Source organism: Umezawaea tangerina (assembly GCF_003002815.1).
GTDB lineage: Bacteria > Actinomycetota > Actinomycetes > Mycobacteriales > Pseudonocardiaceae > Umezawaea > Umezawaea tangerina.
Window position 1 is genome coordinate 40480 of the sequence record NZ_PVTF01000014.1, and the last position, 25508, is coordinate 65987.

Sequence of the window (25508 nt, forward strand, 5' to 3'; positions counted from 1 at the left end):
GTGCCCTTCCAGAACAGTCGCCTCTACGCCGCTGCTCAGCGTGTCGTTGACGCGGGCCTGTCCCACGATGACTCCGTATTTACTCCTGGTCGTCAAGTATGGACCAATGAGTCGGCCAGCGACCTCCTCCAGCGGTTCGTGAACGCACCCGAACTTGGATCTGCCAGCTTCACTGAGAAGCTGGAACGCCAGCTCGCCGGTGCTCCACAAGAGACAGTCCAACTGGCAGCTGAACTGGTGTACTTGCATCTGCTTGCACCGAACGATTTCGGCGGCGCGGCTAAACGCGAGCTCTTGCTGACAGTCTTGGCCTTGGCACCCCAGCCGACCGCGGTGCCGACGGAACTCGACGTGGCACTTGACAGCGGGTTCGGCCGTGCGGGCACCGCATACCGGACCTACCGCGATCGCCAAATCGCCTGGCTGGTCCGATTCGTTGTGGCATGGAAGGCACTCGCACCAGAGGCTCGACGGGCTGCCCTCGCTGACCCCTGGGCATTCCGCGGCATCGCCGACTCGATCCCGATCAACAGCGCATACAGCCAACGCAACGTGCTGCTGCACCTGGCGTTTCCTGACACCTTCGAACGCATCGTGTCACGTCGCCACAAGCAACTGATCATCGAAGGTCTCGCCAAGGATCTGCCGGATCCGACCGGAGACGAGGACCGTGATCTTGCCGTGTTGCGGACCGCGCTTGAACGCCGGAGGGGCGACCACATCGACTTCTACGACAGGGACATTGAGAGGCGCTGGCGGCCACGCACTAGTTCCGGAGACGGGGAAACTGAGCTGCGTGGCTGGCTCGTGCGCGGAGCCAACGTGCATGGTCGCAATCTCGTCTCCGAGTGGTTGACCGAAGGGTACTGCTCGCTCGCCTATCCCGACCTGGGCGAACTACCAGCGGGGCGCACCCGATCCCAGATCGACGCAAAGCTCGCTGAGCGGCTCCCCGAGCTCACGAGCAAACAGCGGTCCATCCACGTTGGTGTGCTCAACCGGTTCCTCAACGAGATGCAGCCGGGCGACATCGTCGCCACGGTCGACGGCGCCAAGGTCTATGTCGGCACGATCACCAGCGCGCCGATGTGGACTGAGACACCTGAACATCTGAGCAACCGCCGCCGCACGGTCCAATGGGCCAACGCGAACACACCGTTCGCCCGAGATCAGCTCCCTGGCTCAACCAGGGATCGTCTGTCCGGCCAGATGACCGTCAGCAGCCTCGGCTCCGAGGTCGCCGAGTTCGCCTCATTGACCGGCATCGATCCTGACCTCGACCCGGCCGAAGTGACCCCCGAACCACCGGTCAACGAACCAGTCGTGCTACCGGAACCCACCGCTGAACTTGCAGATGAGCTGCTCATCGACCTCGACTGGCTGTCCGAGACAGTTGACCTCCTACGGGAAAAGAAGCAGATCATCCTCTACGGACCACCAGGAACAGGAAAGACCTACATCGCCCAAGAGCTGGCGCAGTTCCTCACCGAACAGACCGGCGGCGAACATCGCCTCGTCCAGTTCCACCCGTCCTACGCCTACGAGGACTTCTTCGAAGGCTTCCGGCCGCAACGCGGCGCGACACCCGGCACCGTCTCCTTCGAGTTGGAAGACGGCCCGCTGAAGCTGCTCGTCAACGAAGCCAACAAAGACGTCACCCGCGCCTACGTGTTGATCATCGACGAGATCAACCGCGCCAACCTTGCCAAGGTCTTCGGCGAGCTCTACTTCCTGCTCGAGTACCGCAGCCGCTCAGTGCAGCTGCAGTACTCACCAACCGAGGACTTCAGGCTCCCACCCAACCTCTATCTCATCGGCACCATGAACACCGCGGATCGATCGATCGCACTCGTCGACTCGGCCATGCGTCGGCGGTTCTCCTGGCAGGGGCTCTTCCCCGGAGAGACACCCGTCGCCGACATGCTGCGTCGATGGCTGCACGCGTACGGCCTGCCAGCCGACCGCGCCGACCTGCTCGATGCCCTCAACGAACGCATCGCCGACCGCGACGCCGCGATCGGCCCCTCATACTTAATGAATCCACGGGTTGGCACCGAGGCAGGGCTCGCCCGCATCTGGAAACACCACATCATGCCGCTCCTGGAAGAACGGCACATCGGCGAGAATGTCGATCTCCATGCCCTCTACGGCCTTGACACCCTCCGCAACGGCACCACCCTGCGCGCCCGCACGCGCGAGAAATCCGTACCAGAGGAGGAGATCGGCGAGCCGCCAGCGTGAGGCGCCTGACCCTACCCGAACACAAAGCCCGAGCGTTCAGTCCGATCGCCCGGTCCACAGCCGACGCCCTCACCGCCACCGGAGTGGTCAAAGTCAGCGCAGACCTCGACGGCCGCACCGTGCTCAAGGCGTCCTCATTCGTCGGCGTACTCCGATGTGACGAGATTGAACTTCGGATCACCCCGAAGATCGGCATCCACCGGCTCCTGTGGCTTCTCGGCCACGCCCGCGACCCCAACGGCTGGCGCGACGACGACATTGTGGATCTCTCCATCATCGACGACTTGGTCGCCGCAGTTGCCGTGTCCTTCCACGCCGCGGTCCGCCAAGCTCTCACTCACGGAGTCCTCCAGGGCTATCGCACTGTTGAGGAAGCGCTCCCGCTCCTGCGTGGTCGCCTTCGTGAATCCGACCAACTTCGCCGTCGCCTTGGTCTGGTCGTACCCCTCGAAGTCCGCTACGACGACTACACCGTCGACATACCCGAGAATCGGATTCTGCTCGCGGCAGCCCGCCGCCTGCTCCGTATCCCAGGCCTTCCATCCGCGACCCACGCTGGACTTCGTCAACTGCTGACAACGCTCGCCGACGTCACGCCCCTCGTTGCAGGAGAGAAGCCGCCCGACACCGTGCCGAGCAGGCTGACGCGGCACTACCAACCTGCGCTTCGGCTGGCCCGCATCGTTCTCGCAGGACGCAGCATCGACCAGCCGCCCGGATCCACCGCGGCCAGCGGATTCCTGTTCGATCTCAACAAGGCGTTCGAGGACTGGCTCACGGTGACACTCCGCCGCGCACTCGAACCCCACGGAGGGCGGCTGCGCGATCAGTATCCCAGCCACCTCGACATCCGGCGGCAACTACGCATCCGGCCCGATCTCGTCTGGGAAAGGCAATCTCGTCCCACCGCGGTCCTCGACGCCAAGTACAAGCGCGTGCAGGACAACGATCGACCTCATGCCGATCTGTACCAGATGCTCGCGTACTGCACCGCTCTCGGCGTCCCCGAAGGGCACCTCATCTACGCTTCCGGTGATATACCCGGTTCCCATACGGTGCGCGAGGCCGGCACGCGACTCCGGACCTGGGTACTTGACTTAACTCGGCCGACGGACCACATCCTGGCGCAAGTCAGCAGCATCGCGCATGCAGTCGTCCTGACCGCCTAGGCGATGCGAGTCGATGACCGACCTCGAGCTGACAACACGGCTCCCTAAATCCAAACGTGCGAGCCCGGCATGGTGCACAATGATTGGTTCGCCTTCGTCCGAAATGAACGGTTGTCACCGATGATGCTTCAGATCAATACCGCACCCAACGACGCACTGGCGTTCGAGCCAGCTCGGCGCGTCCTTCGGCTATGGCCAGCAGTCGGCGGGGCGCAGATAAATCTGAGCATCACAGCCAGACGTACGTCTGAGCGCAAAGATGCTCCGCCTTACCAGGTATCCGTGGCGATGCTCATCGGCAAAGCCGCCAGCCAAGAGCGACGACTCCTCACGCACCTGGTGGCGAAAAACTTGGTCAATCCCACCCTGGTTGCCACAGAAGTCACCTTGACAGGCTTTGTCAGCGACGAGCAACTCCGTGCGGCCGAGGCATTGCGTGAAGGAGCCGAGCACATCTGGGTCACCCTCCAGGTCAGCGTGACCTGCGTGGACGGCGACCCGGCGCAATTGGTCGGGGGAACGGGAGAGTTCGGTTTCGATCTGCTCAGTGGCGAATGGGCGCAAGAACTTGAGCGCGTCGACGCTGGCTCGTACCTTGAGATCCTCGTGCCACTAACCAAAGATAAAGATCACGCGACCGCTGTTCGACGCCTGCGAAAGGCGCGCGAGCTCGTCCGAGACAATCACCTGGAGGAGGCACTCGGCGAAACCCGCAAGGTCATCGAGGCAATTCGTGCCGCCGACGGTACCCTCGACATCGCGAGGCAGGCTCGCCCGAAACCGCCACGTGACCGTGACCAGCGCGAGCGCTGGGCCTTCCTTGCCGAAGACCTCTTCTCTCTTCTCAGCGGAGCAGCACACGACGATCCGGGCACCACCGAGCACTTTGTATGGAGCCGTAAGGATGTCCTTGCCCTGGTTGCGGCCACCGCCGGGTTGCTTAACAGGCTCTCCGAACGCGGCGGACAATAGACAACCACCGCCGTCGCCATCGACAACCTGGGGAGGACAGGGTCGGCCGTGTCCCACCATGAGTTCTCTCTGGCGAGCCGCAGTACGAGCGTCTTGATCGCTGCTCATGTCGGTGGACGCCCGGTGCGTCGATGGGCGGAGTAGTCCCACTTGCGGGCGATGAACCTGCGGTTCAGGCGAGCAAGGTGCCAGGCTTGACCGGGAAGATCTTCGGCTAATGGCGACGATCCACCAACTCGGACAGGGCAGCAACCAGAACAGCTCAGCGGGTTCATAGCGAATCAGCCCCATCAACTGCCGTCGCAGTATTGCGTTCTCGTGCCGCAGCACGAGCAGCTCGGCAAGCTTGACCGTCTCGCTGTGCAATACCACTGACGGGATAGACAGCAGCTTCCTGGTCACCTCTGGGATTGACCCGTTTTAATGGACAGGGTCGATAAGTGTGGTCAGGCTACCCGGTCCACCAGGTGGTGTCGGGTGGCTTCATAGGCGGCGGGGCTGAGGTAACTGAGGCTGGAGTGCAGGCGGCGGGTGTTATACCAGCCCTCGATGTATTCGAAGATCGCTTTGTGTGCCCTGGTCCTGGTGGGCCAGGGCTGCCGGTCGAGCAGTTCGGTCTTGATGGTGGCGAAGAACGACTCGGCGACGGCGTTGTCCCAGCATTGGCCCTTACGGCCGACCGACAACCGCACGCCCAGGTCGTCGGCGAGGGTGGCGAGCTGGGCGGATGTGTATTGACAGCCCCTGTCGGCGTGGAAGATCACTCCGGGTTCGGGACGCCGTTGGCGCACGGCGTTGTCGAGAGCCTGGGCGACGAGGTCGGTCCGCAGGTGATCAGCGGTGGCCCAGCCGATCACGCGTCGTGAGGCGATGTCGATCACCGTGGCCAGGTAGAGCCATCCCTCCCAGGTGTGGATGTAGGTGATGTCCCCACACCACCGTCTGTCGATATCCGTTGCGGCGCAGACGAAATCGCGTCGGATCAGATCCGTCGGGACGGTCGCGGCGGGATCGGGGACGGTGGTGGTGCGCCACCGCTTCGGTGCGCGTCCCGCACGTCCCTGCTGCCGTAGGAGCCGCGCGACGCGTTTGCGGGAATGCCGATGCCCCTGCGCTCGCAGCACGGCGTGCACCCTGGGTGCGCCATAGGTGCCCTTGGATTCGTCGTGAATTGCGACGATCCGCGCGGCCAGGTCTGCATCCTGTCGTGCGTGGTCGGTGGGCGTGGCGGTGCGGTGTGCATAGTAGGCGGACCGGGAGACCTTCAGCAGCGTGCACGCCCGATGGACGTTGCCGCCGCCCGCTTGCTCCGCCTCGATGAACGGGTAGACGTTCACCGGATCTCCTTGGCGAAGAAAGCCGTGGCGCGCTTGAGGATCTCCACATCGTCGGTCAGGCGGCGATTCTCCCGCCGCAGCCTCGCGAGCTCCTCGCGCTCGTCGGTGGTCAGCCCGTCGGCTCGGGTACCGGCGTCGCGTTCGGTCTGCACTACCCACTGCCGCACCGCGGTCTCGGTCAGGTCGAAGTCCTTCGCGACCTGCCCCACCGACCTGTCACCCCGCGAGCACAGCTCGACGATCTCGGTCTTGAACTCTGGGGTGAACGACCGCCGAGGCCGCCGCTTCTTCTTGCCCATGGGCTCCATGATGGGACATCCCTCCGGGGACACGCGTCCCCTGATCTCAGATGTCCGTCAAAACGGGTCAAGCCCACTGGCAAGTTCCATTCGGTATCCCACCTTCCGAACACACGCGTTGGCGGCCCTGTCAGAGGCGGACACAACGATTGGTCATGCGGCCAGAGCCCAGTCGCTACTCGATCAGGCCCACACCAGCTCGCGCTCCATCACCAACCAAACCGAGCTTGCCAACGCATTGGCATCAGTGGTCAGGGCACTGGCGTGGTCCGGTGATCACGACCGTGCTGAAGCCGTGGCAGATTCCATAGTCGATTCCTATGAGCGGTGCCATGCCTTGGCTTCGATTGCTGAGAGAGTCGCTGGGGCTGGTGAATTCGACCGATCTGTTGCGTTGATCGATCGAGCGGCTGAGTCAGCTCGGTCGGGAGATCACCTGCGCATACAGGGTGTCAGCTTGGCTTCGTTGGCAGCTACGGCTGGGAAGATTGGTGCTGTGGACCGCGCCTTGAACCTGATCAACGAGGTTGAGGCCATTACCTCCACGATCGCTGGCGCTCGTGGACAGAGCCGCTTGCGCATGTCGATGGCACAAGCACTTGCGGATTTCGGTGAGCTCGAGCGCGCAGAGGCGGTTGCCCAGTCGATCACTCCTTCCGATGACCGGAGCTGGGCGCTGGCTTCCATCGCGTGCGCGTTGGCTCGGCATGGCGAGTTTGACCGCGCTCAGACGCTTGCAGACTCCCTCATCGGCCCATACCAACACAGCTATGCCCTAACAGAGATCACGAAAGCTCCTGACTCACGGGTAGCGGCACGTGCGGTTGCCATGATCTTCATACTGGGCGATCGCTGGCGTGGAGTGCTTGCTGCGCTTGCACAGGTACAACCGGGAGCGCTCACTGCGATCATCGACGAACTCAACAATCTCGCTAGCCTGGAACGATGACGTGTATGAGGCGGAGCTGTGTCGACCCGCGGCTGCCTGGTCACATCCTGTGGCCGGTCAGGGCTCGCTCCCATCGTTAGACCTCTGAGCAGACACCATCTTTAGAGGAGTCTGATGTGGAGATACCTACCAGATGCACGTTGAGGACATCCGTACGACGGAGTGCTTGTGTCCCAGGCTGTTGCGTCCTCGCTGGCCAGTCTCACACTGTACTAAGTGGAGCCTGGCAGTGTGAGGGTCAGGGGTTCGAGTCCCCTCAGCTCCATTCTTTCGAAGAGCCCGTCTGATTGAGCGGTTTCCGCTGGTCAGGCGGGTTTCTTGCTGTTCTGGGTCTGATCTTCGGTGATCGTCTGTTGGTCGTGTTGTGGTGACCCTGTGGAGCAGTTCTGGAGCAGGATTCTCCAGCGTGATCGTCGTGCTGGTCGCTGGACTGGGTGATCGTCGTGTCCCTCTCCCCAACGGTGTGAGGGTCAGTGGCTATTCGTTACGCGGCAAGTGGTCCGGAGACGTGGCGCTGTGACGGCTCGGGAGCCCTCGGGTGCGCTTTCACGTTGAGGTCTGCTTCGTGCCAGCGGCGTTGAAGGTCGTTGAGGAGTCGGAGTTCGACTTCGGGTGCGACGTGGGAGTAGACCTCGGTGACGCGATTCGATAGGTGGTGTCCAAGGCGTCTTGCTTGGGCGATTTCGGGTGCGCCTCCGGCGATGAGCCAGGTCTTGTGGCTGTGCCGTAGTCCGTGGAAGGTCAGTCCGGGTCGGATCGGCACCGTGCGGACGCCTGACTGCGGACGCTCTTCGTTGCCGTTGACCGCGGGTTTGAGGACACGACGGATGAAAGTACTGCGCCACAACCACGTTCCGCCTTCGGCGGTGAACACGAACTCGTTGTCGTGGCGTTCGAGGTGCTTGCGCAGCATGGTGACGAGGAACGGCGGCAGCGTGATCGTCCGAGCCGATGACGCGGTCTTGGGCGAGCCGAGCCAGCGCGTGTGCGCGCTCTCGTGCAGGGACCCGGTGCGGGCGTTGATGATCAGGACGCCGCGGTCGAGGTCGACGTTGTCGCGGTGCAGGCCGGTGAGTTCACCCCAGCGGCAGCCGGTCCAGGCGGCGGTGATGATCAGCAGGCTGGCGGTGTCGCCGCCGAGTGCGGCGGCCTGTTCGGCGATGCGAAGCACCTCGGTTGGTGTTGCCCAGACGCGTTCGCGTTCGATGCGGTGGCTGCGTCGTCCTCGGCGGCGGTAGCGGCGGATGGGGTTGGTGGGGATGAGACCTTCGTCGACGGCGTCGGTGAGGATCATCGACAGGACTTTGACGATGGTGGCTACGGTGGTGTTGGCGTAGCCGAGCTGGCGCAGGTCGCTGATCCATTTGTTCACGCCGAGTGTCGTGATGGCGTTGAGTGGCGTGGTAGCCCAGCGGAGCAGGATGTGGCAGCGCAGGACGCTGCGGTAGTTGTCGATCGTTCGTGGGTCGAGGTCGAGCGCGGCGAACCAGGTCTCGGCCCATTCAGCCACGGTGGTGCGTCCGCGGGTGGGGTCCAGCCAGGTGTTGCGGCGTTGATCGGTCTCGATGTCGGCGGCGTGGTTGTCTGCTGCGCGCTGGGTGGTGAAGCCGGAGATCGAGACGATATGCCCGTCGCCGGTGCGGTAGCGGACTCGCCAGGACTGCATGCCGATCTGTTCCGTCCAAGCCATGACGACCTCCAGAGGAAGTGGTGATGTCGTCCGTTGTCCGCCGTCACCTGCTTGATCGCAAGTCTGGATGTAGACAGCACAGGTCCTTGGGGTGCATGGAAACATCAACTCGAACGCCCACTTGAGAACTTCGGCAGTGCGTGCGTCCTGCTAGTCATTTGGGCAACCTGACGAACGCTAGCTCCGACTCGCACCGTTTATGCAGGTCGTCTCGGCCGAATCAGCGGACGAGGTGGCGAGGGTCGGCAGGGTCGTAGATGCCCTAGCCGAATGCCTCCATGATGTCCAAGTCGTACGACGATGATCGTTGCTGCTGTTGAGGGGCAGGAGTCCGTCCATCATATGGTTCATTCAGTCCTCCTGGATCGCCGCCTCGCCGTCAGGAACGCCCACGTCGGTGTCGAAGCTGAACACGTCTTCCGCGTTTCGCAGTCCTGGGGTCGTATCGAGGATGTCGCTGAGCTGGGGGTTTGGTGTTCTGGATGGTGATCCATAGCGCGTACTCGTCGGCGAGGCACTGCGGTCGTCCGGAAGTGTTGCAGTTCCTGGACAACGTGGGTGATCCGCCACAGGGCTGACCGTGGCTACAGTTGGTGACAGTCGAGCCGGATACAGTCCATTTCGGTGAATTTCTTCGTCCATTAGAGCGCTCAATTCTCGTCGGCGCATCTGGGTAGAATGGGCCGTTGGGCCGTTTCGGTGAGGTGTGTCGGTTTTCCTGCCGTATCGATTGAGAGTCATGCTTGGCTGGAAGTTATGGACATCCCACTCGACGCCACCGCGCTGAGCGCATATGCGGCGCAAACCATGGTGAGCACGATGGTTACCGAGGGCTGGAAAGAGGCAAGGGCATGGCTGGGGAGGTTCTTCTCGAAGTCCAGCGGTGAGGGGGACGCCGAGCTGGCCGTGATCGACATGAGCGAAGAGCAACTCGCCGAGGCGGACGACGCCGACATCGAGGTGCTCCGACGAGCTTCGGTGCGAAGGATCTCCTCGCGACTGGAAGGGTTCCTAACCCGAAACCCGGATGCCTTGGAGGAGCTTCGTTCGTTCCTTTCGGAGCATCCTCAAGCGTCGAATACCTACACGGTCGGCAGTCAGAACGCGGTTGCCACTAACCATGGACAGGTTTTCCAGTCCGGGGGAGCGCAGACGATCAACCAGGCTGGGCGGAACTCGTGACGCCAGACGATACCGAGGTCAGGTCGGCCGGAACGACGCTTCACGCGTGGGCCGACAGCGGTGGGCAGGTCTTCCAATCTGCCGGGCCCCAGACCATCTACGGCCTTGACATGTTGCACCCGGAGCCGATAGCTCCCAACGACTTGACCGTTGCCATGCAGGCCTTCGTCGACCCACCTGGCATGCAGTCAGCCCGCGAGGCGCTGGGAATCCATGGTGTCGCGGTGCTTGTAGCGGAACAGGGTGACGGAGCGAGCACGGCAGCGGTCAGACTGCTCGGCGAGTACAAAGCCAACGATGGTGAGTACGTTGGCAGCTTGCAGACCCTCACTGTGGACTGGGCGATTCCCAACACTTCTCGAATTCCCCGCGAGCCCCGCGTAGGTTATCTGCTCGACCTGACGGCGGAGGACGAAGAGTTGAGGACGGGTTTCCGTAGCGGGCTTGTGCGCCTGGGATCTCAACTTGTGAACTCTGGATCATGTTTGGTTGTCCTGGTGACACGCGATCAATGGGGCGACGTGACGCGCGACCCAGAACTGAAGGGAATCACCGCACCCCTCGGCCGCCCAGACGCACGCGCACTTGCTATAAAACACGTTAACGCACTCCATAGGCGACCCGATCGGCTGCCATCCCTTGACCGCAACGATATCTCAAATGTGTTGTCGTCGCAGGCGAAACCTGGTCTAGCTGCCGAACTGGCGCATGCTCTGGCGATCGCTGAAGGGGAGAACCTTGAGGCACGGCTGCGTGAAGTGTTGGAATGGCGGGAGTACGTGCGTCAACGCTTCGACGATACCGGCGAGCAATGGGAGAGGGCCTTGTTGTGGACCGTGGCCGCTCTCGATGGCGCACCCAAGCGGGTCATCATCGAAGCGGCACGCGATCTGCTAAATCGTCTAAAGATCACCATCGATCTTGGTCAGGCGCTGGTGAAACGGGACCTGACCTCGTGCCTGACCACCATCCAAGCAAGGCAGCACGACGGCACCGTGTCGATCAACGCCGGGATGCCAGGGGTCGCATCGGTGGTACTGGCGCACATCTGGCAGGAGTACGTCGAGTTGCGTGACGTCATGCTGGACTGGCTGACGAGTATCGGTGCCCGCGGTGGCGTGGCGGCATCGTTCTCACATGAGGTGTCACAAGCGCTTCTTTCGCTTGCCGAGCACGACGACGGCGGTGCGGTGCTGAGCTCATTATCCGCATGGGTGAACGAGAACACCGGCCGCCGCGACCTCATCGCCAGGTTGTTGGAAGACGCGGCTTTTGAGGGAAAGGTTGAGCGGCCTGCTCGCAAGTTGCTCCTGGACTGGGCGAAAACGACCAACACCGCACAGCACGCCGTTGTGGCACAGGTCTGTGGCGGGCGGTTCGGCCGCAGATACCCCGAGCGGGCACTCGTGCGCCTGAGGTGGTTGTTCATCAAGGGTGGCGAGGAGTCCAAGCAACGGGCTGGCGATGCCCTCCGAGCGCTGTTCGTGAGCAACGAAGACATCAACTGCGCGGTGCTCAACACGGTGCTTGCTTGGGACGTCGAGGTAGCGCTCGCAGCGTTCACCATGACCATTACGGCAACAACGACGACGTTACCTCAGCTTGCCGTGCTGCTTGATCCCGTGCGCGATCCAGCCGGAGAGGTCGAGCGAGCGCTGGTCGTCGGCTGGCGAATCATCTTTAGCAGCAGGGAGAATGCCGCAGATCAGGTGGCAGCGCTGCGCAGCTGGTTCGACGCCGCTGGTACCGGAGCCTTACCAGGCGACCGAGTCATGGCGATCCTGCGAGCGGCAGGATCATCGGTGTTGGGCGGGAGTTCGGTCATCGGTCTCGCGATCAAGGCGACGCAGGATTCCGGCGGTGCAGGAGCCGACGCTTGTGCACAACTGATCAATGGATTGATGGCCGACGTAGCCGCCGACGCCGGAGCGCTGAGCGGACGTGTTGGGTGAGCTGGTTTCGCCGCAAAGTCAGCGCCATGGATCACGTCCCGCCGTCAGCGAGTGAATCGGTCTTTACCACGGTGCTGCCCAGCCAGTTGCCAGGTCTACGATTCCAAGCCCAGATCGCCGTTTCTTGGAGAGAGGATGCGGATCCTGGCATTGGTGGACCAGCGGCACGCGCCGAAGTCCGTGCTCGCGCGCATATTCGACGGCTTGCCGCCCGGATCACGAGCCGGTGCACCGTGCTGGACTGTGAGCAAGCTGCTGACGAAGTGCTTCTCGGACTGTTCAAGCCTGCTGCGGTCCCAGGCTTGCCCGCGATGAGCACATGGATCCGCGACATCAGCCTGCAGGCGTCGCATGCGGACGTGGCCCAAGCCGAAGAACACCTGGCCGCTCAACGTCACGAGCACTTGCGGGCGTACCGAGTGCGGACGCAGGCCGAGAACGTGCGTGCCCTACTGTCCGAACCCGGTCTGGCTCACGCGTGGTTCCTGGCTAGCGGACGAGCCGAGCCGAACCTTGACGCGCTCAAGGTCCTCAAGGAGGCGTGTGACCTCGTCGTAAAATCCGGAGCCCTGACCGAGGCCGGTCCATCGACGCACGATCCGCTCTCGCACACCGTTTCCTTGCTGCTTAGCAGACTTGATACCACTGAGCGACAGGTTTTGCTTGACAGGTTGCCCGCATTTTTAGAAATGTTCGGCCAGGGGGAACTCGGGGACCAGATGCGCAGCGGCGACTCAGGCGGCGATCTGCCAACCCAGTGGCACATGGCATGAGCAGCTGTGACTCACGCACAGCATGTACACCGAGTTCGGCGGGCAGCGCACAGCGCATGGACCGTGGACGTGTCGGTGACCCACTCTTGGGGCACGCTGGTCTGTGACGTCGGCATGTGGGCGTTGAGGCAGATGCGGTGCAGACACTCAGCGCCGCGTGTCCATCCAGAACGCCGTCGGCCTTCACCACATACGGCGCGTTCATGACCCGCAGGGCACTGGCCACGTTCGTGTCAACTGCGCCGAAAACCAGTCACGCCCACGGATCTTGGGTGACACAATCAGCTCTCTGCAGAAGCAGGAGAAAGGGAAGTGCCGCCGTGGACCAACTGAAGTTCGACCCAGGGCTCGGGACCTACGTCGTTAATGTCGCCCCGGACAGCGTATGGATCTCGAAGGGGATGGGTGCACACAATCTCCAGCTTCAACTGGAGGTGGGTATCCCGGAAGTCGGCGTGGAGGCTGGCAGGTTGCTGTCCCTGGAAACGACCCTCTACGCCCTACAGAGCGCTGGCCCCAGCGTTCCTCTTGGCTCGGCCAACGTGTCGATCCCCTTCACTCCCAACGGCGAGACGCGTCGGCAGCCTCTCCAATACCTCATCACAAACGCTCAGCTGTTGGCCCTCGAACAGAGCCGGGCTGGCGATCTGCGCCTGGAATTGCACGTGCGCGGGTTCCTACCGCAAGCGTCTGGCTTCCCCGGCGGTCCCGTGGCCACCGAACACATCAGCATCGCCGAAAGCCGGTGGCGCCAGCAACTTGCTGGCCTCGGCCGCACCCTCGGCGTCGAGATGATGATCCCCTTCCCCGCGGACGACGAGCCAGTCAGGGGCATCGCCGAGTTTCTGCGTGAGGCACAGCGACTGCTCTGTGGCAACGAGATCGATAGCGCCATGCTCCAGGTACGGAAGGCACTCGAAGCCATCAAGGCAACGAGCAGCTGGAACTGGCCGGGGAAGAAGAACAAAGTCGACTGCACCGCCGACGAGCGATGGGCACTGATTCGCTCGGCGCTGGAAGACCAAGCCAGCGGGGCCATGCACGGCGACGCGGGCACCAAAGACTACGACTACAGCCGGGCAGAGGTCGAGGTGCTGATCGCCATGACCGCGGCTCTGCTACGCATCGTGTCCTGACCGGTGGTTCCCCACCATGGCATAGAGAGAACTGGCAGGGATCGGCTCGTAGGGTCAACTTGGCGATAGGAGGGTGAGGGATGGCACGGCGCAATCCCGTTGCCCGGTTTCTGGGCAATCTCGATCCTGCACATCTGGGTGACCCGTTGACCGAGATCGGCCTGTTCCGTGATTGCGGGAGCGCCGCCGACGCTCGTGGGGTGCTTCACGGTGAGGTGGTCGCTGAGGTCGATGAGATGCTCAAACTCATCGAGGATGCCGACGCGTTCGACGTCATCGAGCTAATGCGGCTGCGGGAGTTCCCGTCGGTCCCGGACCCGAATCTCGAATGGGATGGGTCGGCGCTCAACGTTGAGATCGTCGTCGCGATGCTGCTCGGCCGCGGTTCCCGCAAGCCCACTGACACGCCAAGGATGGACACCCGTCCGCACGAAGCCATCAGCGAGCTCCACAGCCGCGCCCAACGCCTCGGGCGGCTGTCCATCTACCGGCAGCAGTTCGAGGCGCGAATCAGCGACGACCCGCTCGCGCCGCTGGCGGCGGAGTATCAGGGTGCGGTTCTCCACATTCGAAACCTTCAGCATGACACGATCCGCGAGGCCCACGAGAGCCAGCTGTTCGACAACGCCATCGTTGCCCCGCTCATGGCCGAGCACCTCGGCTACACCTACCCCGACGTAATCGCGGTTCGCAACTCCATGCGCCAGCTCGGTGGCGACCGGATGACCAGGCTGCGTGACGACACCGGCGCGATCGTGATGCAGCACCACGGAACACCGCCAGACCAGGTCCCCGACGAGGCGATGCGAGAGTTCGTGGCGGCCATGGTCTCGTTCATGTTCCTGCCAGCCGACCGAGCCGTCATCACCGCCGAGGACATCGCCGCTGATTCCGGCGCCGACGTGGAAGTGGTCCGAGCAGTCCTGGAGTCCTACTCGCAGACGTTCGACGACAGCATCCTGCCCGCCCGCCGGGTTTACGACCTCCTCACGAGTAGCAACCCGTTTCTGATCACGCCTCTGGTTTCAGATGGTGCTGGCAACTACGTGGAAACCACGACCGGCGTGGGACTGGACTCGCTCCGGCGGATCGTGGAGACCGCTCTGGCCGGGACGAAGCAGTTCCACAACTACGACAAGAAGGTCCGTCAGGTCGTCAGCGAACGACTCGCAACCTCCTCACTCGAGAAGTTGCTGCGGACCCCGCCAAGGTTCGCTGGGTTCACGTACTACGCACCCAACGACAACGAAACCCACACCCTCCTCAGCCGCGACTGCGTAAGCCTGAAGACTGTTGGAAAGCAGGTCGAAGGAGACGGCCTGTTCATCGTCGGCGATGTCGCGATCTGCGTCGAGGTAAAAGGCAAGTCCATGGCGCTGGCCGCACGCCGGGGCGACGTCAAGCGACTCTGGAGCGACCTCAAGGCCACCATCGGCGACGGCTGCAAGCAAGCCGCCCGCCTCCAAGCACTCATCGAGACCAACGCTGGCCTTTGGCTCGAGGACGGTACCTGGCTCGACTTGTCCGATATTCGCGAAGTACGGTCCGTCGTCGCACTCCTCGACGACATCGGTCCCCTCGGCACCAGCCTTGGCGACCATCGCGAAACCGGACTGCTTCCCGTCGAACGCACACCCTGGGTCACGTCCCTGCACGACCTCGAAACCATCGCGCAGGTCTGCGACCGCCCCTCCGAGTTCCTCCTGTACCTACGCCGCCGCACTGACTCCGACGTCGCCACCTACTACAAGGCGGCCGACGAACTAGACCTCTTCATGCTCTTCATGAACGCCGACCTCTACGTCGAACCCGACCCTGACAAAGTCCGCGCCGAACACCCCACAAGCGGCCGGGTCACCAGCCGAGATCGAAAAGAGCGGGCTCGCAGCGCCATCCCCACGAGGGTCGGCGAACAGTGCCGCCCCCTCAACGCCTGGATGGGCCGCGAACAAACTCAGGACTCCGCCGACGACGGTCGCCCCTTGAAACCGACCTATCGCGCCCTGCCGCGCATCCTCGAACTCATCGACGTGATCGACGCTCACAGCGATCGCATGGTTCGCTTCGGCGCTGACATCCTTGCCCTATCCGGCGACGGCCAGCGACGTCTGCTCAGCACCATCGACAAGTGCATCCGCCGCGCCCGTAAAGACGGCCGACCACACGACGGCATGTTTTCCCTGGCGGGAGCCTGGGGCCATCCCACCGTGTTCATCGGCTCCCGCCCACGTGGAATCCCTCTGGAGCCATCCCGAAAGCGCCTTCAAGCGTACATGTACGTCAAGCGCCACCTGATGAAGTCGGACCGGTCCTACGGCCTGCTGTTCAACGACGCTGGCAACCTCGAGCTCGCCATCTACAACAACCGTCCGGCTGGAGAGGACGCCGAACTCGATGCACTCGTTGACGAGCATGGTTTGAGGCCCGTGGCTGACACCTCGCCACCAGGTTCACCGTCTGCGCGGCGCACCACACGCCGCTCGCGGGGGAAGAAGAAGCGCCGGAAGTAGTTCGGAGCCGAGAATGCTAGAAGCGTCGCTGGTCCATATGGGGGCACATCCACCCGGCGTGAACCAGACGTGAAAGGCGCGACCGCTCATCGGCGTGTGCGGACGTGCACGCCGGGTCGGGCAGAACGATCAGCTCGCGGCTCGTAGATCGCCGTGAGCACAGTCTGCCTTGGAGGACAGAAAGTGTGCTTGACGTGGTAGCGCCTTGATGGCCGCGGGAGTAGCCTGATGAGGTGAAGTGTCCACGTTGGTGCCGCAGCTCTGTAACCCTTGGGTCGCAGGCGTTTCGTGCGGCCTCGGGCGTCTCTCACGCTGAACGTGATGGAGCGAAACTGGAGCACGGCAGGGAGCTGAACGTCGCCGAACGGCTCGCAACGGCGCTGAACGGCGGTCAACGGCTCTGGGTTTCCTGGGGCAATCGGGTTTTCGCAGGTAGAAGTCCTTTGTGGACCAAACTGGCAGTGTGAGGGTCAGGGGTTCGAGTCCCCTCAGCTCCACAACGTAATATGGAATACAAATCACCCGCTGACCTGGACTTATCTGGTCAGCGGGTGATTTTGTTTGTGCGTCCACCGTGGACTGCGGCTCCCAATCTGGAGCAAATCTGGCGCACGGCGTGGAATGACCCGAAACAGGGGCAGCCATATTGCTCCAGGACCGTTCACCGGTGTCGGGTTGTCTATCACCGCGACTCTTCGCGCCCCGCTAACCTCGACCATGCTGGTTGCGTACCGGAACCGTGTCAGCGTGGGCTGTGCCGCAATGTCAGGGTTACTGGGCGATCCTACGCCAGGTGCTGTCGCCGACGTCGGCGATCGCCGTGTCCCACCGATCTTGCAGGCACTGAAGAAGCTGGACGGTGACTGCCGGTGCGACGTGGGAGCCGAGAGCAGTTCTTCGAGCATGGCCACCGACACCGTCGCGTACTGGCCCGGCAGGCGGTCTGCCCCCAGCAGGTCGGCCACAGCAGACCGCTGCTCCTCGTCGAGGGGCCGACTTTGACCCGGCTGACCTGCCGTCCTGAGGACATCCGCTCGTGCACGGCCTTCCACAACGGCATCAGGGCAGGCGATCCGAGTCGGTCCAACGCGCGCACGACCCCAACCTTGCAAGAGCCGGTCGTCGATCAGCGCTCCGGCACGACGTGGCCCAACCTCAGCAGGGCTTTGCGGAACTTCAGCTCCTGATCCGGGCGGACGGCGAGATGGCGGTCGCCGATCGGGCGGCACAGCCCGCGCAGAGCGCGGTCGTGGGTGATCAACACGGCGAGCGCGGGGTCGGCGCATTCGATCAGGCGGACCTGGCCGAGGTCGGTGAGCTGGGCGCTCCGCCGGTTGACGTCCTCGACCAGGACGCGAAACGCGTCGGGCAGGCCGTGTTCGGTCCGTTCGGCCAAGAAGTCGGCGAACTCGCGGAGAGCACGGCCGTTGCCGAGCGCGGAGAGCAGGCCGGCGGCCGACACCGCCCAGACGCGGTCCGCGGTTTGCTCCGCCCAGGCGGACAGGACAAGCCGGTCCGCGGCGGTGACATCCCCTGTGGCGACGATGTCGAGGTTGGTCAGCACCTTGAGCGGCCGGGAACCGGTCACCGGGGGCCGGTAGGTGTCGACCAGCCCGAGGGCGTAGGCGCCCAAGGCGGTGAGCCTGATCTCCTGGAGGCCGTCGTAGCGGCTCAGCGCGTCCAGGTCGTCGGCGCCCCAGTTGTCGCGGAAGTCGTAGCGCGCCTCGGCAGCAGGGGTGTACTTGAGGTCGACCAAGCCCAACGTGCCCGCGTACTCGAACAACACGGCCAGGGTGTAGCGGCCTTCGAGCAGTTCCCACTCGTGGTAGCCCTCGTAGCCGAGACTGCCGTACTCCGGGTCGACGAGGTAGAGCTTCCACAACGCCCTGTCGGAGCGGACGACGGTGGGGCTCATATTGCCGTGCCGCATCCTGGTGAACAGGACGCCCACGTCCAGCCAGTCACCTTCAGGACAGGTGGCCAACGCCGGTGGCTACCATCCGTCGTCGGGTCTTGGCCGAGGTGAGCACGTTGGGAGCGTGCTGGCCCTTGATCTGCTCGATCCGGCTGAACTCGTCGATGACCGCGTGGGTGAGCCAGCGCCGCCACAGGTGCCGGATGCTCTCCGCGGATGGTTTCCCCAGTACCGAGCGGCCTTTCGGGGTCAGTCGGAGGCGGGTGCCGTCGAGCGCGGCGAAGCCACCGGCTTGCAGCAGCAACGGCCACGCGAACGCGGCGATGGGGTCCTCGGCGTAGAAGTCGCCCTGTGCGAGGTGCGAACCGATGGTGCGGATGGTCGCGGCGGACGGGCGGCTGGTCTTGTCGCTGCACTTCACCTCCCCGGCCGCGCACAGTTCGAGCACGGTGCGCAGGTTGGCGAAAGCCTCCTGCTCGGTGAGCCTTTCCAGCTCAGGAGAGGAATCCACCCGGTTCACGTTCCCTCGCCCGGTGGAGGATCGGGCGAGGCCGGTTCCGAACGGTTCACGCGGTCAGGTTTCCACATCCGCCGGAGGACTCGTGGGCGACCTGCACCTCCGGTGCGCGTGGTGCCAGGTCGGTGGTCACAGGTTCACGCGTGCCAGACGGGCGATGAGGCTGGGCTTGTTCTTGTGCGCTAGTCGGAGGGCAGCGTGGCGCCGGGCGAACTCGTCCGGGCGGTCTTCGCGGTCGGCCAGGGTTCGCAGGTCGACGAGGAGGGCGACGGCGGCGTCGTAGTCGGCGGGTTTGCGGGTGGCGATCAGGGCGTCGACGCGTGTCCAGGCGGCTTGCTCGTCCTGCGCCAGCTCGTCCAGCCGCCGCTCGCGGGCAAGGGTCCTCTCGCGCTCACGGCGGGCTTCCTCCTCAGCGCGCTCGGCCTCTTTCCGCTGCTGTTCTTCGGCGCGCTTGCGCGCCGTCTCGTCCAGGAGTTCGCCCACGGTGCGCCGCGGTGGTGTGGCGGCGGGCGGGGTTGTGCCGTTGTGGAATCGACGCAGCAGCTCCATCCGCACGGTCGCCGCCTGGTCCTGGACGACGCGCAGCAGCAGGCGGTCCTTCTCGGTGCCGGGCAGTGCCGTCAGCCAAGCCGCCAGCCGGTCCGGGACGTCGGTGGTCCCGTCGAGCGGTGGGCTCGCCTCGGCGGCGACCGCGAGCAGGTCGTCGTCGAGGCGGAGGAAGTCGGCCAAGGCGCGCTGTGCCGCGGTGAGTGCGCGCAATCCAGCGGGCACGGGTGGTTCCGGCTCGTCGTCCTCGGCGCGGTCGAACGCTTCCTCGTCGCGATCCCAGGTGCCGTACCCTGCCAGCCACGCCAGGTACAGCGCGCGGTGGTCACCGGCGGCGAGTTCGTTCCGCACACCGACGATGGCGGACAGCGCTCCCTGCGGCTCGTAGTCCCAGTCACCGGTCCCGTCGTGGTTGTGCAGGTCGAGAACGAGGTGGGTGTCCGTCGTCCAGGCTTCGATCTGCTCGTCCACGAGGTAGGGCTCGACCGCGTCCAGATCGAGCAGACCGCGCGGCAGACGCAGCAGGAGGCGTCGGGTGCCCCAGTTGGCGAGGTAGAGGTGCGCGTCGTAGTGGCGTTCCACCAATCGGCCGGGGTCGCCCCGAAAGTCGCCCCACTCGTACTCGTTGACGAAGCTGGTGGCGGTGATCCGTGCGCGGGTGGACAGGGCGCGGACCTCAGCCTGCGCCTTCGTGTTGAGCGGCTGGTCCAGCGCGACGAATTCGTAGTACTGGTACTCGCTCAACGCCCGTTCCGCTTCCCGGTCTCGGTGAGCGGTGCGGCGAGGAAGCCCGAGTCTTCTCCCAAGTGGATGAACAGGTGCCCAGCGAGCGTGCCGTTCTCGGCGAGAACGGCCCAGCCGCGCCCGCTGGCCGGGTCCATCTCGTCGTTGCCTTCCCAGGTGAACTCGACGAAGGGCCGGCCGTCGCGCTCGCTCCAGCGGCAGTCCATCCACCCGTTGACGGCGATGAACCCGAACTCACCGGTCCCGTCCCGCGTGAATTCGATGAACCCCGGCTCGACGAGGTCGATGGCGTCCTGATCCCACTGGTCCATCTCCACGATCCGCCAACGACCGGTCGCACGCCCCGCGAGCTCCGCCACTCGTCATCCTCTCGGATCTGAGTCGATCCGGACAGGACGAATTGCGTTCCGAGCCGGCCGGGTGGAGGTAAAGGGTAGTACCGAGTCGTGGAGGGCGACCGAGCAGCTGCGCAGCGGGCGAACAGGGCCTCTGGGCGACGACAGCGCCGTGGCGTGCGCGAGGCGAGTGGTTAACCGCGGAACCATGGAAGGCGAACCGAGCTTCGCACCGCGCGTGGGAACGCGTATTCGACGGTTGAGCTCGACCTCCATCCCTCTTCATGCTGTGGTGTGTGGAGCAGATCCGGAGCAGGCGGTGGAGTTGAACGAAGCGCGACGGTTTCGAACAGCGGTGAATTGCGCCGGCTGACGTGGCGGTTCTCTGTTCGCGCTGGTCAGGGGGCTTGTTGAACAGCACTGGCAGTGTGAGGAGCCGTGGTTCGAGTCCCCTCAGCTCCGCAATTTGATATAGCAACGGGCGATTCCCGGTTATCCGTCTACTGTGGACTGTCGTTGGGTGGAGTGATCCAGAGCCCCATGGTCGTATCCGGGGGACGGCTGTGTCCGACCCGTGGCGGTTGTGTCGTCCCCGTAGTACCGCGTGCGCCTTGGGGCGACGCATGGTGACGAGTGGTCGGTAAATCCAATATCCGCTATCAGGGTGAAAGTTGTATTCGACTTGGGTTGCATCGGATGTACTATCCGCACTTTTGCGGTTTAACTTCGCGTTCCCGAAACGTTACGCAGTGATGGGTAACGTCCGGTGGCTTGTCCGCGAATTTACCTATCGACGCGTGGTTTCGTGGGCGCTTGTGTTGCGGAAAGATGTGATGAGGTATTGACGAGCGACGTGTGAAAGATTCTCGACGTGGAGTGGCGCTCTGACCCTGTCCGCCATTACCATGCCTTCTTCGTGTTTGTCATGCGATCTGGCTTGTCGGTGCGTGGGGTTGAGGTCGGCGACTGTGGCCAGCGGAATTGCTGCGATCGGGCCGAATGTCGGTGGTGGGAGCCGCAGTCCTGAGTGGGCGGTTGACGGCAAATATTCGGCCCCTGTGATTAGGGTTTTGCGCTTCTGGATGCTGCTGAGGGCTTTATTCTTTTCCAGTGCGACATGAATAATCTGCTGCTAAAAAGAGGTTCAATCAAACGGCCGCCTCTCGGATCTGGGGCGGTCTATCGGCCTGCCCGGGATGTTCGATGTGAAAGGGGCGGGACGTGGCTGAGTTCACGATTGACGACTTCTTGGCCGATAGTGACGTGCAGGAAATCGACTGGATGCGCCCTGGTGGTGCTCCCACGTCACTTCGGCCCGTCCGGATCAACATCGGCTGGGGCGCGGATGCGCTTGAAGTCGCGCTCGCGACGTCGGAGAACGTGCCTCGCATGGATGACGTTCGGCGACTTTGGGCTATGCGCTGGCATCGGCGGGCCGCACCGGTGCTCCTCGTGGTCGGCTACGAGAGGGCCGGTGGTTGGGAGGCGACGGTTTGCGGGCCGGGTGACGATCCAGCGGCCATAGCGGGGCTTGATCTGCGGCAGGTCGACAGGATCTGCACGGCGGCGTTGGCGGAGGCCAATCCGTCGGCCGCGAGGCGGACTCTGCAACGGCTGTTGGACGGTCTCAAGGACCAGTTGATCGCGGGGTTGACCAACCAGGGGCTGTTCGCCTCGCACGAACTCCGCCACGGTGTCCCGATCCGTCCCGACTGGCAGGACGCCCGCACCGCCGGTGAGGCGCTTCTCGACAAGACCGGACTCGACCTCATCTCCGGCCTTGGCTACCAGGTCAGCCCGCACGGATCCGTGGCGCAGGTGTTGACGGCGGACGGTAGTAGGCAAGCGGTGGCGGTGCTGCTCCACGAAGAGGAGTTGTTCGACCGGCCCGGTCAGCGATTCGGGACCGTTTCCCCCGTCATGAGGGGCCTGGCCATCGCGCAAGACCAAGGACTTCACTGGCTCATCGTGGTCAGGGGGACGCAATTGCGCCTCTACCCGGCCAACCCCGATGTGGGCGTCGGTCGGAAGGGGCGGTCTGAGACCTTCGTCGAACTCGACCTGGCTCTTCTGACGGAGGAGGAAGCGGGCTATCTACCCCTGCTGTTCGCACCTTCCGCGCTCGCCGACAACGGAACCGTGGTCGAGATACTCGCGGCGTCCGTCGACCACGCCAGCGCACTCGGCACCAGACTTCGCGAGCGCGTTTACGTCGACGTGGTCCCGGCGCTCGCTGTCGCCGTCGCCAGGGCCATGAAAGCCGATACCGGCTCGGAACTCGACGAGGCGGAGTTGCACGAGGCGTACCACCGCACGCTCGTCATCCTGTTCCGGCTCCTCTTCGTCGCGTACGCCGAAGATCGCGGGCTGCTGCCGTACCAGCGCAACCCGCGCTACACGAAGAAGGCGCTCAAGAGCTTCGCCCGCGAATTCACGAACAACCCCGTCCTCGAGTTCGACGCCGAGTCGCACGACCGGTGGGACGACCTCCTGGCGGTCTGGCACGCGGTCGACGACGGCAACCGCGACTGGGGCGTTCCCGCTTACAACGGGGGCCTTTTCGCCGATGATCCCGAACTGCACCCCTCGGGTGACGCCATCGGTCGCATGCGGCTCACCGACGCGGAGATCGGCCCGGTTCTCAAGGCGCTCGTCATCGACGTCAGCAGTGATGGTGAACCCGGCCCTGTGGATTTCCGTTCGTTGTCCGTCCGCGAGTTCGGCACCATCTACGAGGGGTTGCTCGAATCCTCGCTCTCGGTGGCGCCTGGTGACCTCACGATCGACCCCAAGAGCAAGGCATACCTGCCGGCCAAGTCGGGTGACCGCGTCGTCGTCCCGGCCGGGGCGGTCTACTTCCACAACGCTTCCGGTGCCCGCAAGGCAACGGGTTCCTACTTCACGAAGGCGTTCGCGGTCGAGCACCTCCTGGACACCGCGCTCGAACCCGCCCTGGTCGACCACTTGGCGACCGTCGGAAGGCTTCTGACCGCGGAGGACGAGGCGGGAGCCGCCGACAAGTTCTTCGACTTCCGCGTCGTCGACCTGGCCATGGGGTCGGGTCACTTCCTCGTGGCCGCCATCGACCGCATGGAGAACCGGTTCGCGACGTTCCTCAGCGATCACCCGGTGCCTGCCGTGAACGACGAACTACTCCGCCTGTCGCAGGCGGCGGAGAAGGCGCTCGGCGACGCGGGTGGGCAGGTGGAGATCGACATCTCCATGCTCCTGCGCCGCCAGATCGCCCGGCGCTGCGTCTACGGCCTCGACCTCAACCCGATCGCGGTCGAGTTGGCCAGGCTCGCGATCTGGATCCACACCTTCGTTCCCGGACTCCCGATGTCCTCGCTGGACCACGGTCTCCGGGTGGGCAACAGCCTTACCGGGATGGGCACCGTGGACGAGGCGCTGGCCGTCTTCGAACCCAAGGCGGTGGTCGGCCAGTACAGCCTCTTCGGTGAGCAGATCGTGGACGCGCTCGGGGCGGCGCGGGATCGCCTGGTCCGCGTCGCGCGCACAGCCGAAGCGACGAAAGCGGAGGCGAGGGAAGCTTCTCGAGCACACGCCGAGGCGATGCGGGAGGCTGCGGACGCCAAGACGCTGCTCGACGCGGCCGTGGGTGTCCGGCTCGGGAGGATTCCTGTGCCCACTGACGTCGACGAGGCACTCGCCTCGGGTGCCGCCGAAGTGACGGTCCAGGCCGTACAACGTCTGGGAGCGGTGCACCTGCCATTCTTGTTCCCCGAGGTCTTCATGCGCGAGGCGTCGGGGTTCGACGTCGTGCTCGGCAATCCGCCGTGGGAGAAGGTCCGCTGGGAGCCCGCGCCGTACTGGGTCGGTGTCAGTCCCGGCCTGATCGCGCTTCCTGCCAAGGTCCGCGAAGCGAAGATCGGTGAACTCCGCGCATCGCACCCGCTTGAGGCGGCGCACGAACGAGCCGAGCAGGAGCACCGTGCCGAACTCCAGGAGTACTTCAAGCGCGGGTTCACCCTCAGGGGTGGGACCCACCTCGAACTGGCCCAGTTGATGTTGGAGCGGGCCTTGAAGGTCTTGCGCCGGGGTGGGCGCATCGGGCTGGTGCTCCCGCGGCAGAGCATGGTGTTGGCCGGCTGGAAGAACCTGCGGAAGGCCCTGGTCGAAGAGCATGATCTTCGCCTTGTCCAGGCGCGGAACAACGCGGAATGGATATTCGAGGATGTGCACGCGTCCTACGCCGTTGTTTTCCTCGCAACGGGGCCGTTGACGAACGGACCTGTCCGGGTTTGGGTCGCCACCTCTCCTGACGGGATTCGTTCTGCCGCGGACGGCAACGCCATAGAACTGAGCAAGGAGAACATCGAGTCGTACTCCGAGACCGACGTCATTCCCTGGTTCGTCGATTCATCCGACAGGGACGTGTTCGACAGGATCCGCGTCCGACCGCGCCTGTCCGACAGCGAAGGGTGGATCACCGGGCACCACGATGCGCGGTGGGACTTCAGGGGCACTGGGCCGGACAGGGCACTCGCGGTTCATGCGCAGCCGCCTGGTGCTTGGAAAGTCCTGATGACCGCGCACGTGGACGCGTACGCGTTCGACGCGTCCGCCAAGTTCAAGCAGTCCATCTCGGACCTGGCGAAACTCGTCGCGAAGGGGCGTGGCGCCGCTGTGGGCGAGGGCGGGTTCGTCCTTGACGACACGCATCCCGTGGTCGTTGTGCGCCACCCGAGTCGGAGTGACGACACGCGCACCCTGATCGCCACGGCCTTACCCGAGCGGGACGTCCTGCACAACAAGGGGTACGTCCACGCCGTCGCCCATCAACCCGGCACGTCCGCGGAGAGCAAACTCGCGCTGCTGGGGTTGTTGAACACCAACACCCTCGACTGGTGGGTTCGGAGGTTCGTCGATCGGCACGTGACGGCACCCGTGATCAACCAACTCCCCCTGCCGGACTGGTCGGGTGGTCATATCTCCGCTGTGGCCGACAGGGTCGCGGTGCTGCTGTCCCGGAACCACTACAGCCGACTGGCGGGCGGTATCGACCTCGACGATCGCCTGCGAGGCGTGTCCGAAGACCTGACCGGCGCTCAGGACGATGACCTGCTCGCCGTGATCGAGGTCCTCGCCCTCGAGGGTTACGGCTTGACCGCCGAGGACTTCCTCACCATCAGGAAGGACTTCACCGACAAGGGGCTTTCCCCGCGCCATCTCGACCTGGTGCTGGCGCACCACAAGACGCGTCGCACGAAGGCGGCGTGA

The 25508-nt window shown here is 64.1% G+C and carries 17 protein-coding genes and 1 tRNA gene; 11 read left to right on the top strand and 7 right to left on the bottom strand.

The window, feature by feature from the left end:
* From CLV43_RS37155 to CLV43_RS47350, 3 genes are all read left to right on the top strand, one after another.
* Nucleotides 1-2241 carry an McrB family protein gene (locus CLV43_RS37155; RefSeq protein WP_146175049.1) on the top strand — a complete coding sequence of 747 codons (2241 nt, stop codon included), beginning with the start codon at nucleotides 1-3 and terminating at the stop codon, nucleotides 2239-2241.
* Nucleotides 2238-3410, top strand: coding sequence for an McrC family protein (locus tag CLV43_RS37160; protein WP_106193542.1), 1173 nt, complete (start codon nucleotides 2238-2240; stop codon nucleotides 3408-3410). Before CLV43_RS37155 ends, CLV43_RS37160 begins: the two co-directional genes overlap by 4 nt.
* Nucleotides 3411-3692: 282 nt before the next feature.
* Nucleotides 3693-4382: a hypothetical protein gene (locus CLV43_RS47350; protein ID WP_146175050.1), complete on the top strand. Its 690-nt coding sequence runs from the start codon at nucleotides 3693-3695 to the stop codon at nucleotides 4380-4382.
* 446 nt (nucleotides 4383-4828) lie between these two features.
* Here the strand turns inward: CLV43_RS47350 and CLV43_RS37175 are convergent, their stop codons facing one another.
* Nucleotides 4829-5719 (bottom strand): IS3 family transposase, encoded by an 891-nt coding sequence (locus CLV43_RS37175; protein WP_170156182.1) that lies wholly within the window; start codon nucleotides 5717-5719, stop codon nucleotides 4829-4831.
* Nucleotides 5716-6018 carry a transposase gene (locus CLV43_RS37180; RefSeq protein WP_170156183.1) on the bottom strand — a complete coding sequence of 101 codons (303 nt, stop codon included), beginning with the start codon at nucleotides 6016-6018 and terminating at the stop codon, nucleotides 5716-5718. The genes CLV43_RS37175 and CLV43_RS37180 overlap by 4 nt, the downstream gene beginning before the upstream one ends.
* A 508-nt stretch (nucleotides 6019-6526) precedes the next feature.
* Here CLV43_RS37180 and CLV43_RS47355 point away from each other — a divergent pair.
* Together CLV43_RS47355 and CLV43_RS48135 are read left to right on the top strand one after the other, a co-directional pair.
* A complete protein-coding gene (locus CLV43_RS47355) occupies nucleotides 6527-6967 on the top strand; it encodes a hypothetical protein (RefSeq protein WP_146175051.1) in 441 nt (146 codons plus the stop codon).
* A 176-nt stretch (nucleotides 6968-7143) separates the two neighbouring features.
* Nucleotides 7144-7232: transfer RNA gene (locus tag CLV43_RS48135), tRNA-OTHER, on the top strand.
* Nucleotides 7233-7451: 219 nt separating this feature from the next.
* Here CLV43_RS48135 and CLV43_RS37185 read toward each other — a convergent pair.
* On the bottom strand, nucleotides 7452-8657 hold the full coding sequence (locus CLV43_RS37185) for a tyrosine-type recombinase/integrase (protein ID WP_170156185.1): 1206 nt from the start codon (nucleotides 8655-8657) through the stop codon (nucleotides 7452-7454).
* A 756-nt stretch (nucleotides 8658-9413) separates the two neighbouring features.
* On the opposite strand from CLV43_RS37185, the gene CLV43_RS37190 reads away from it, so the two are divergent.
* The 5 genes from CLV43_RS37190 (at nucleotide 9414) to CLV43_RS37210 (ending at nucleotide 16210) form a co-directional block, all read left to right on the top strand.
* Nucleotides 9414-9839: a hypothetical protein gene (locus CLV43_RS37190; RefSeq protein ID WP_106193551.1), complete on the top strand. Its 426-nt coding sequence runs from the start codon at nucleotides 9414-9416 to the stop codon at nucleotides 9837-9839.
* Entirely contained in the window at nucleotides 9836-11791 is a 1956-nt protein-coding gene (locus tag CLV43_RS47360) for a hypothetical protein (protein WP_146175052.1), read from the top strand. The genes CLV43_RS37190 and CLV43_RS47360 overlap by 4 nt, the downstream gene beginning before the upstream one ends.
* Nucleotides 11788-12564 carry a hypothetical protein gene (locus tag CLV43_RS37200; protein WP_146175053.1) on the top strand — a complete coding sequence of 259 codons (777 nt, stop codon included), beginning with the start codon at nucleotides 11788-11790 and terminating at the stop codon, nucleotides 12562-12564. Before CLV43_RS47360 ends, CLV43_RS37200 begins: the two co-directional genes overlap by 4 nt.
* A gap of 320 nt (nucleotides 12565-12884) precedes the next feature.
* Nucleotides 12885-13700, top strand: a complete 816-nt coding sequence (locus tag CLV43_RS37205) for a hypothetical protein (RefSeq protein WP_106193556.1) — start codon at nucleotides 12885-12887, stop codon at nucleotides 13698-13700.
* 80 nt (nucleotides 13701-13780) lie between these two features.
* Nucleotides 13781-16210: a hypothetical protein gene (locus CLV43_RS37210; RefSeq protein WP_146175054.1), complete on the top strand. Its 2430-nt coding sequence runs from the start codon at nucleotides 13781-13783 to the stop codon at nucleotides 16208-16210.
* A gap of 1126 nt (nucleotides 16211-17336) precedes the next feature.
* On the opposite strand, the gene CLV43_RS49755 is transcribed toward CLV43_RS37210, so the two are convergent.
* The 4 genes from CLV43_RS49755 to CLV43_RS37230 form a co-directional block, all read right to left on the bottom strand.
* On the bottom strand, nucleotides 17337-18161 hold the full coding sequence (locus CLV43_RS49755) for a helicase-associated domain-containing protein (RefSeq protein ID WP_245887251.1): 825 nt from the start codon (nucleotides 18159-18161) through the stop codon (nucleotides 17337-17339).
* A gap of 16 nt (nucleotides 18162-18177) precedes the next feature.
* A complete protein-coding gene (locus CLV43_RS49760) occupies nucleotides 18178-18636 on the bottom strand; it encodes a hypothetical protein (RefSeq protein WP_245887252.1) in 459 nt (152 codons plus the stop codon).
* Nucleotides 18637-18771: 135 nt separating this feature from the next.
* The gene (locus CLV43_RS37225) at nucleotides 18772-19932 is read right to left on the bottom strand and encodes a hypothetical protein (protein WP_106193560.1); all 1161 of its coding nucleotides are present in this window, start codon (nucleotides 19930-19932) and stop codon (nucleotides 18772-18774) included.
* Nucleotides 19929-20291: a hypothetical protein gene (locus CLV43_RS37230; RefSeq protein WP_245887254.1), complete on the bottom strand. Its 363-nt coding sequence runs from the start codon at nucleotides 20289-20291 to the stop codon at nucleotides 19929-19931. The genes CLV43_RS37225 and CLV43_RS37230 overlap by 4 nt, the downstream gene beginning before the upstream one ends.
* Before the next feature lie 1197 nt (nucleotides 20292-21488).
* Here CLV43_RS37230 and CLV43_RS37235 point away from each other — a divergent pair.
* Nucleotides 21489-25508: an Eco57I restriction-modification methylase domain-containing protein gene (locus tag CLV43_RS37235; RefSeq protein ID WP_106193561.1), complete on the top strand. Its 4020-nt coding sequence runs from the start codon at nucleotides 21489-21491 to the stop codon at nucleotides 25506-25508.

What these genes read in the sequence shown, in the direction of transcription:
- CLV43_RS37180 (WP_170156183.1), bottom strand. Translation starts at nt 6,018, where the DNA reads ATGGGCAAGAAGAAGCGGCGGCCTCGGCGGTCGTTCACCCCAGAGTTC.
- CLV43_RS37190 (WP_106193551.1), top strand. Translation starts at nt 9,414, where the DNA reads ATGGACATCCCACTCGACGCCACCGCGCTGAGCGCATATGCGGCGCAA.
- CLV43_RS37210 (WP_146175054.1), top strand. Translation starts at nt 13,781, where the DNA reads ATGGCACGGCGCAATCCCGTTGCCCGGTTTCTGGGCAATCTCGATCCT.
- CLV43_RS37185 (WP_170156185.1), bottom strand. Translation starts at nt 8,657, where the DNA reads ATGGCTTGGACGGAACAGATCGGCATGCAGTCCTGGCGAGTCCGCTAC.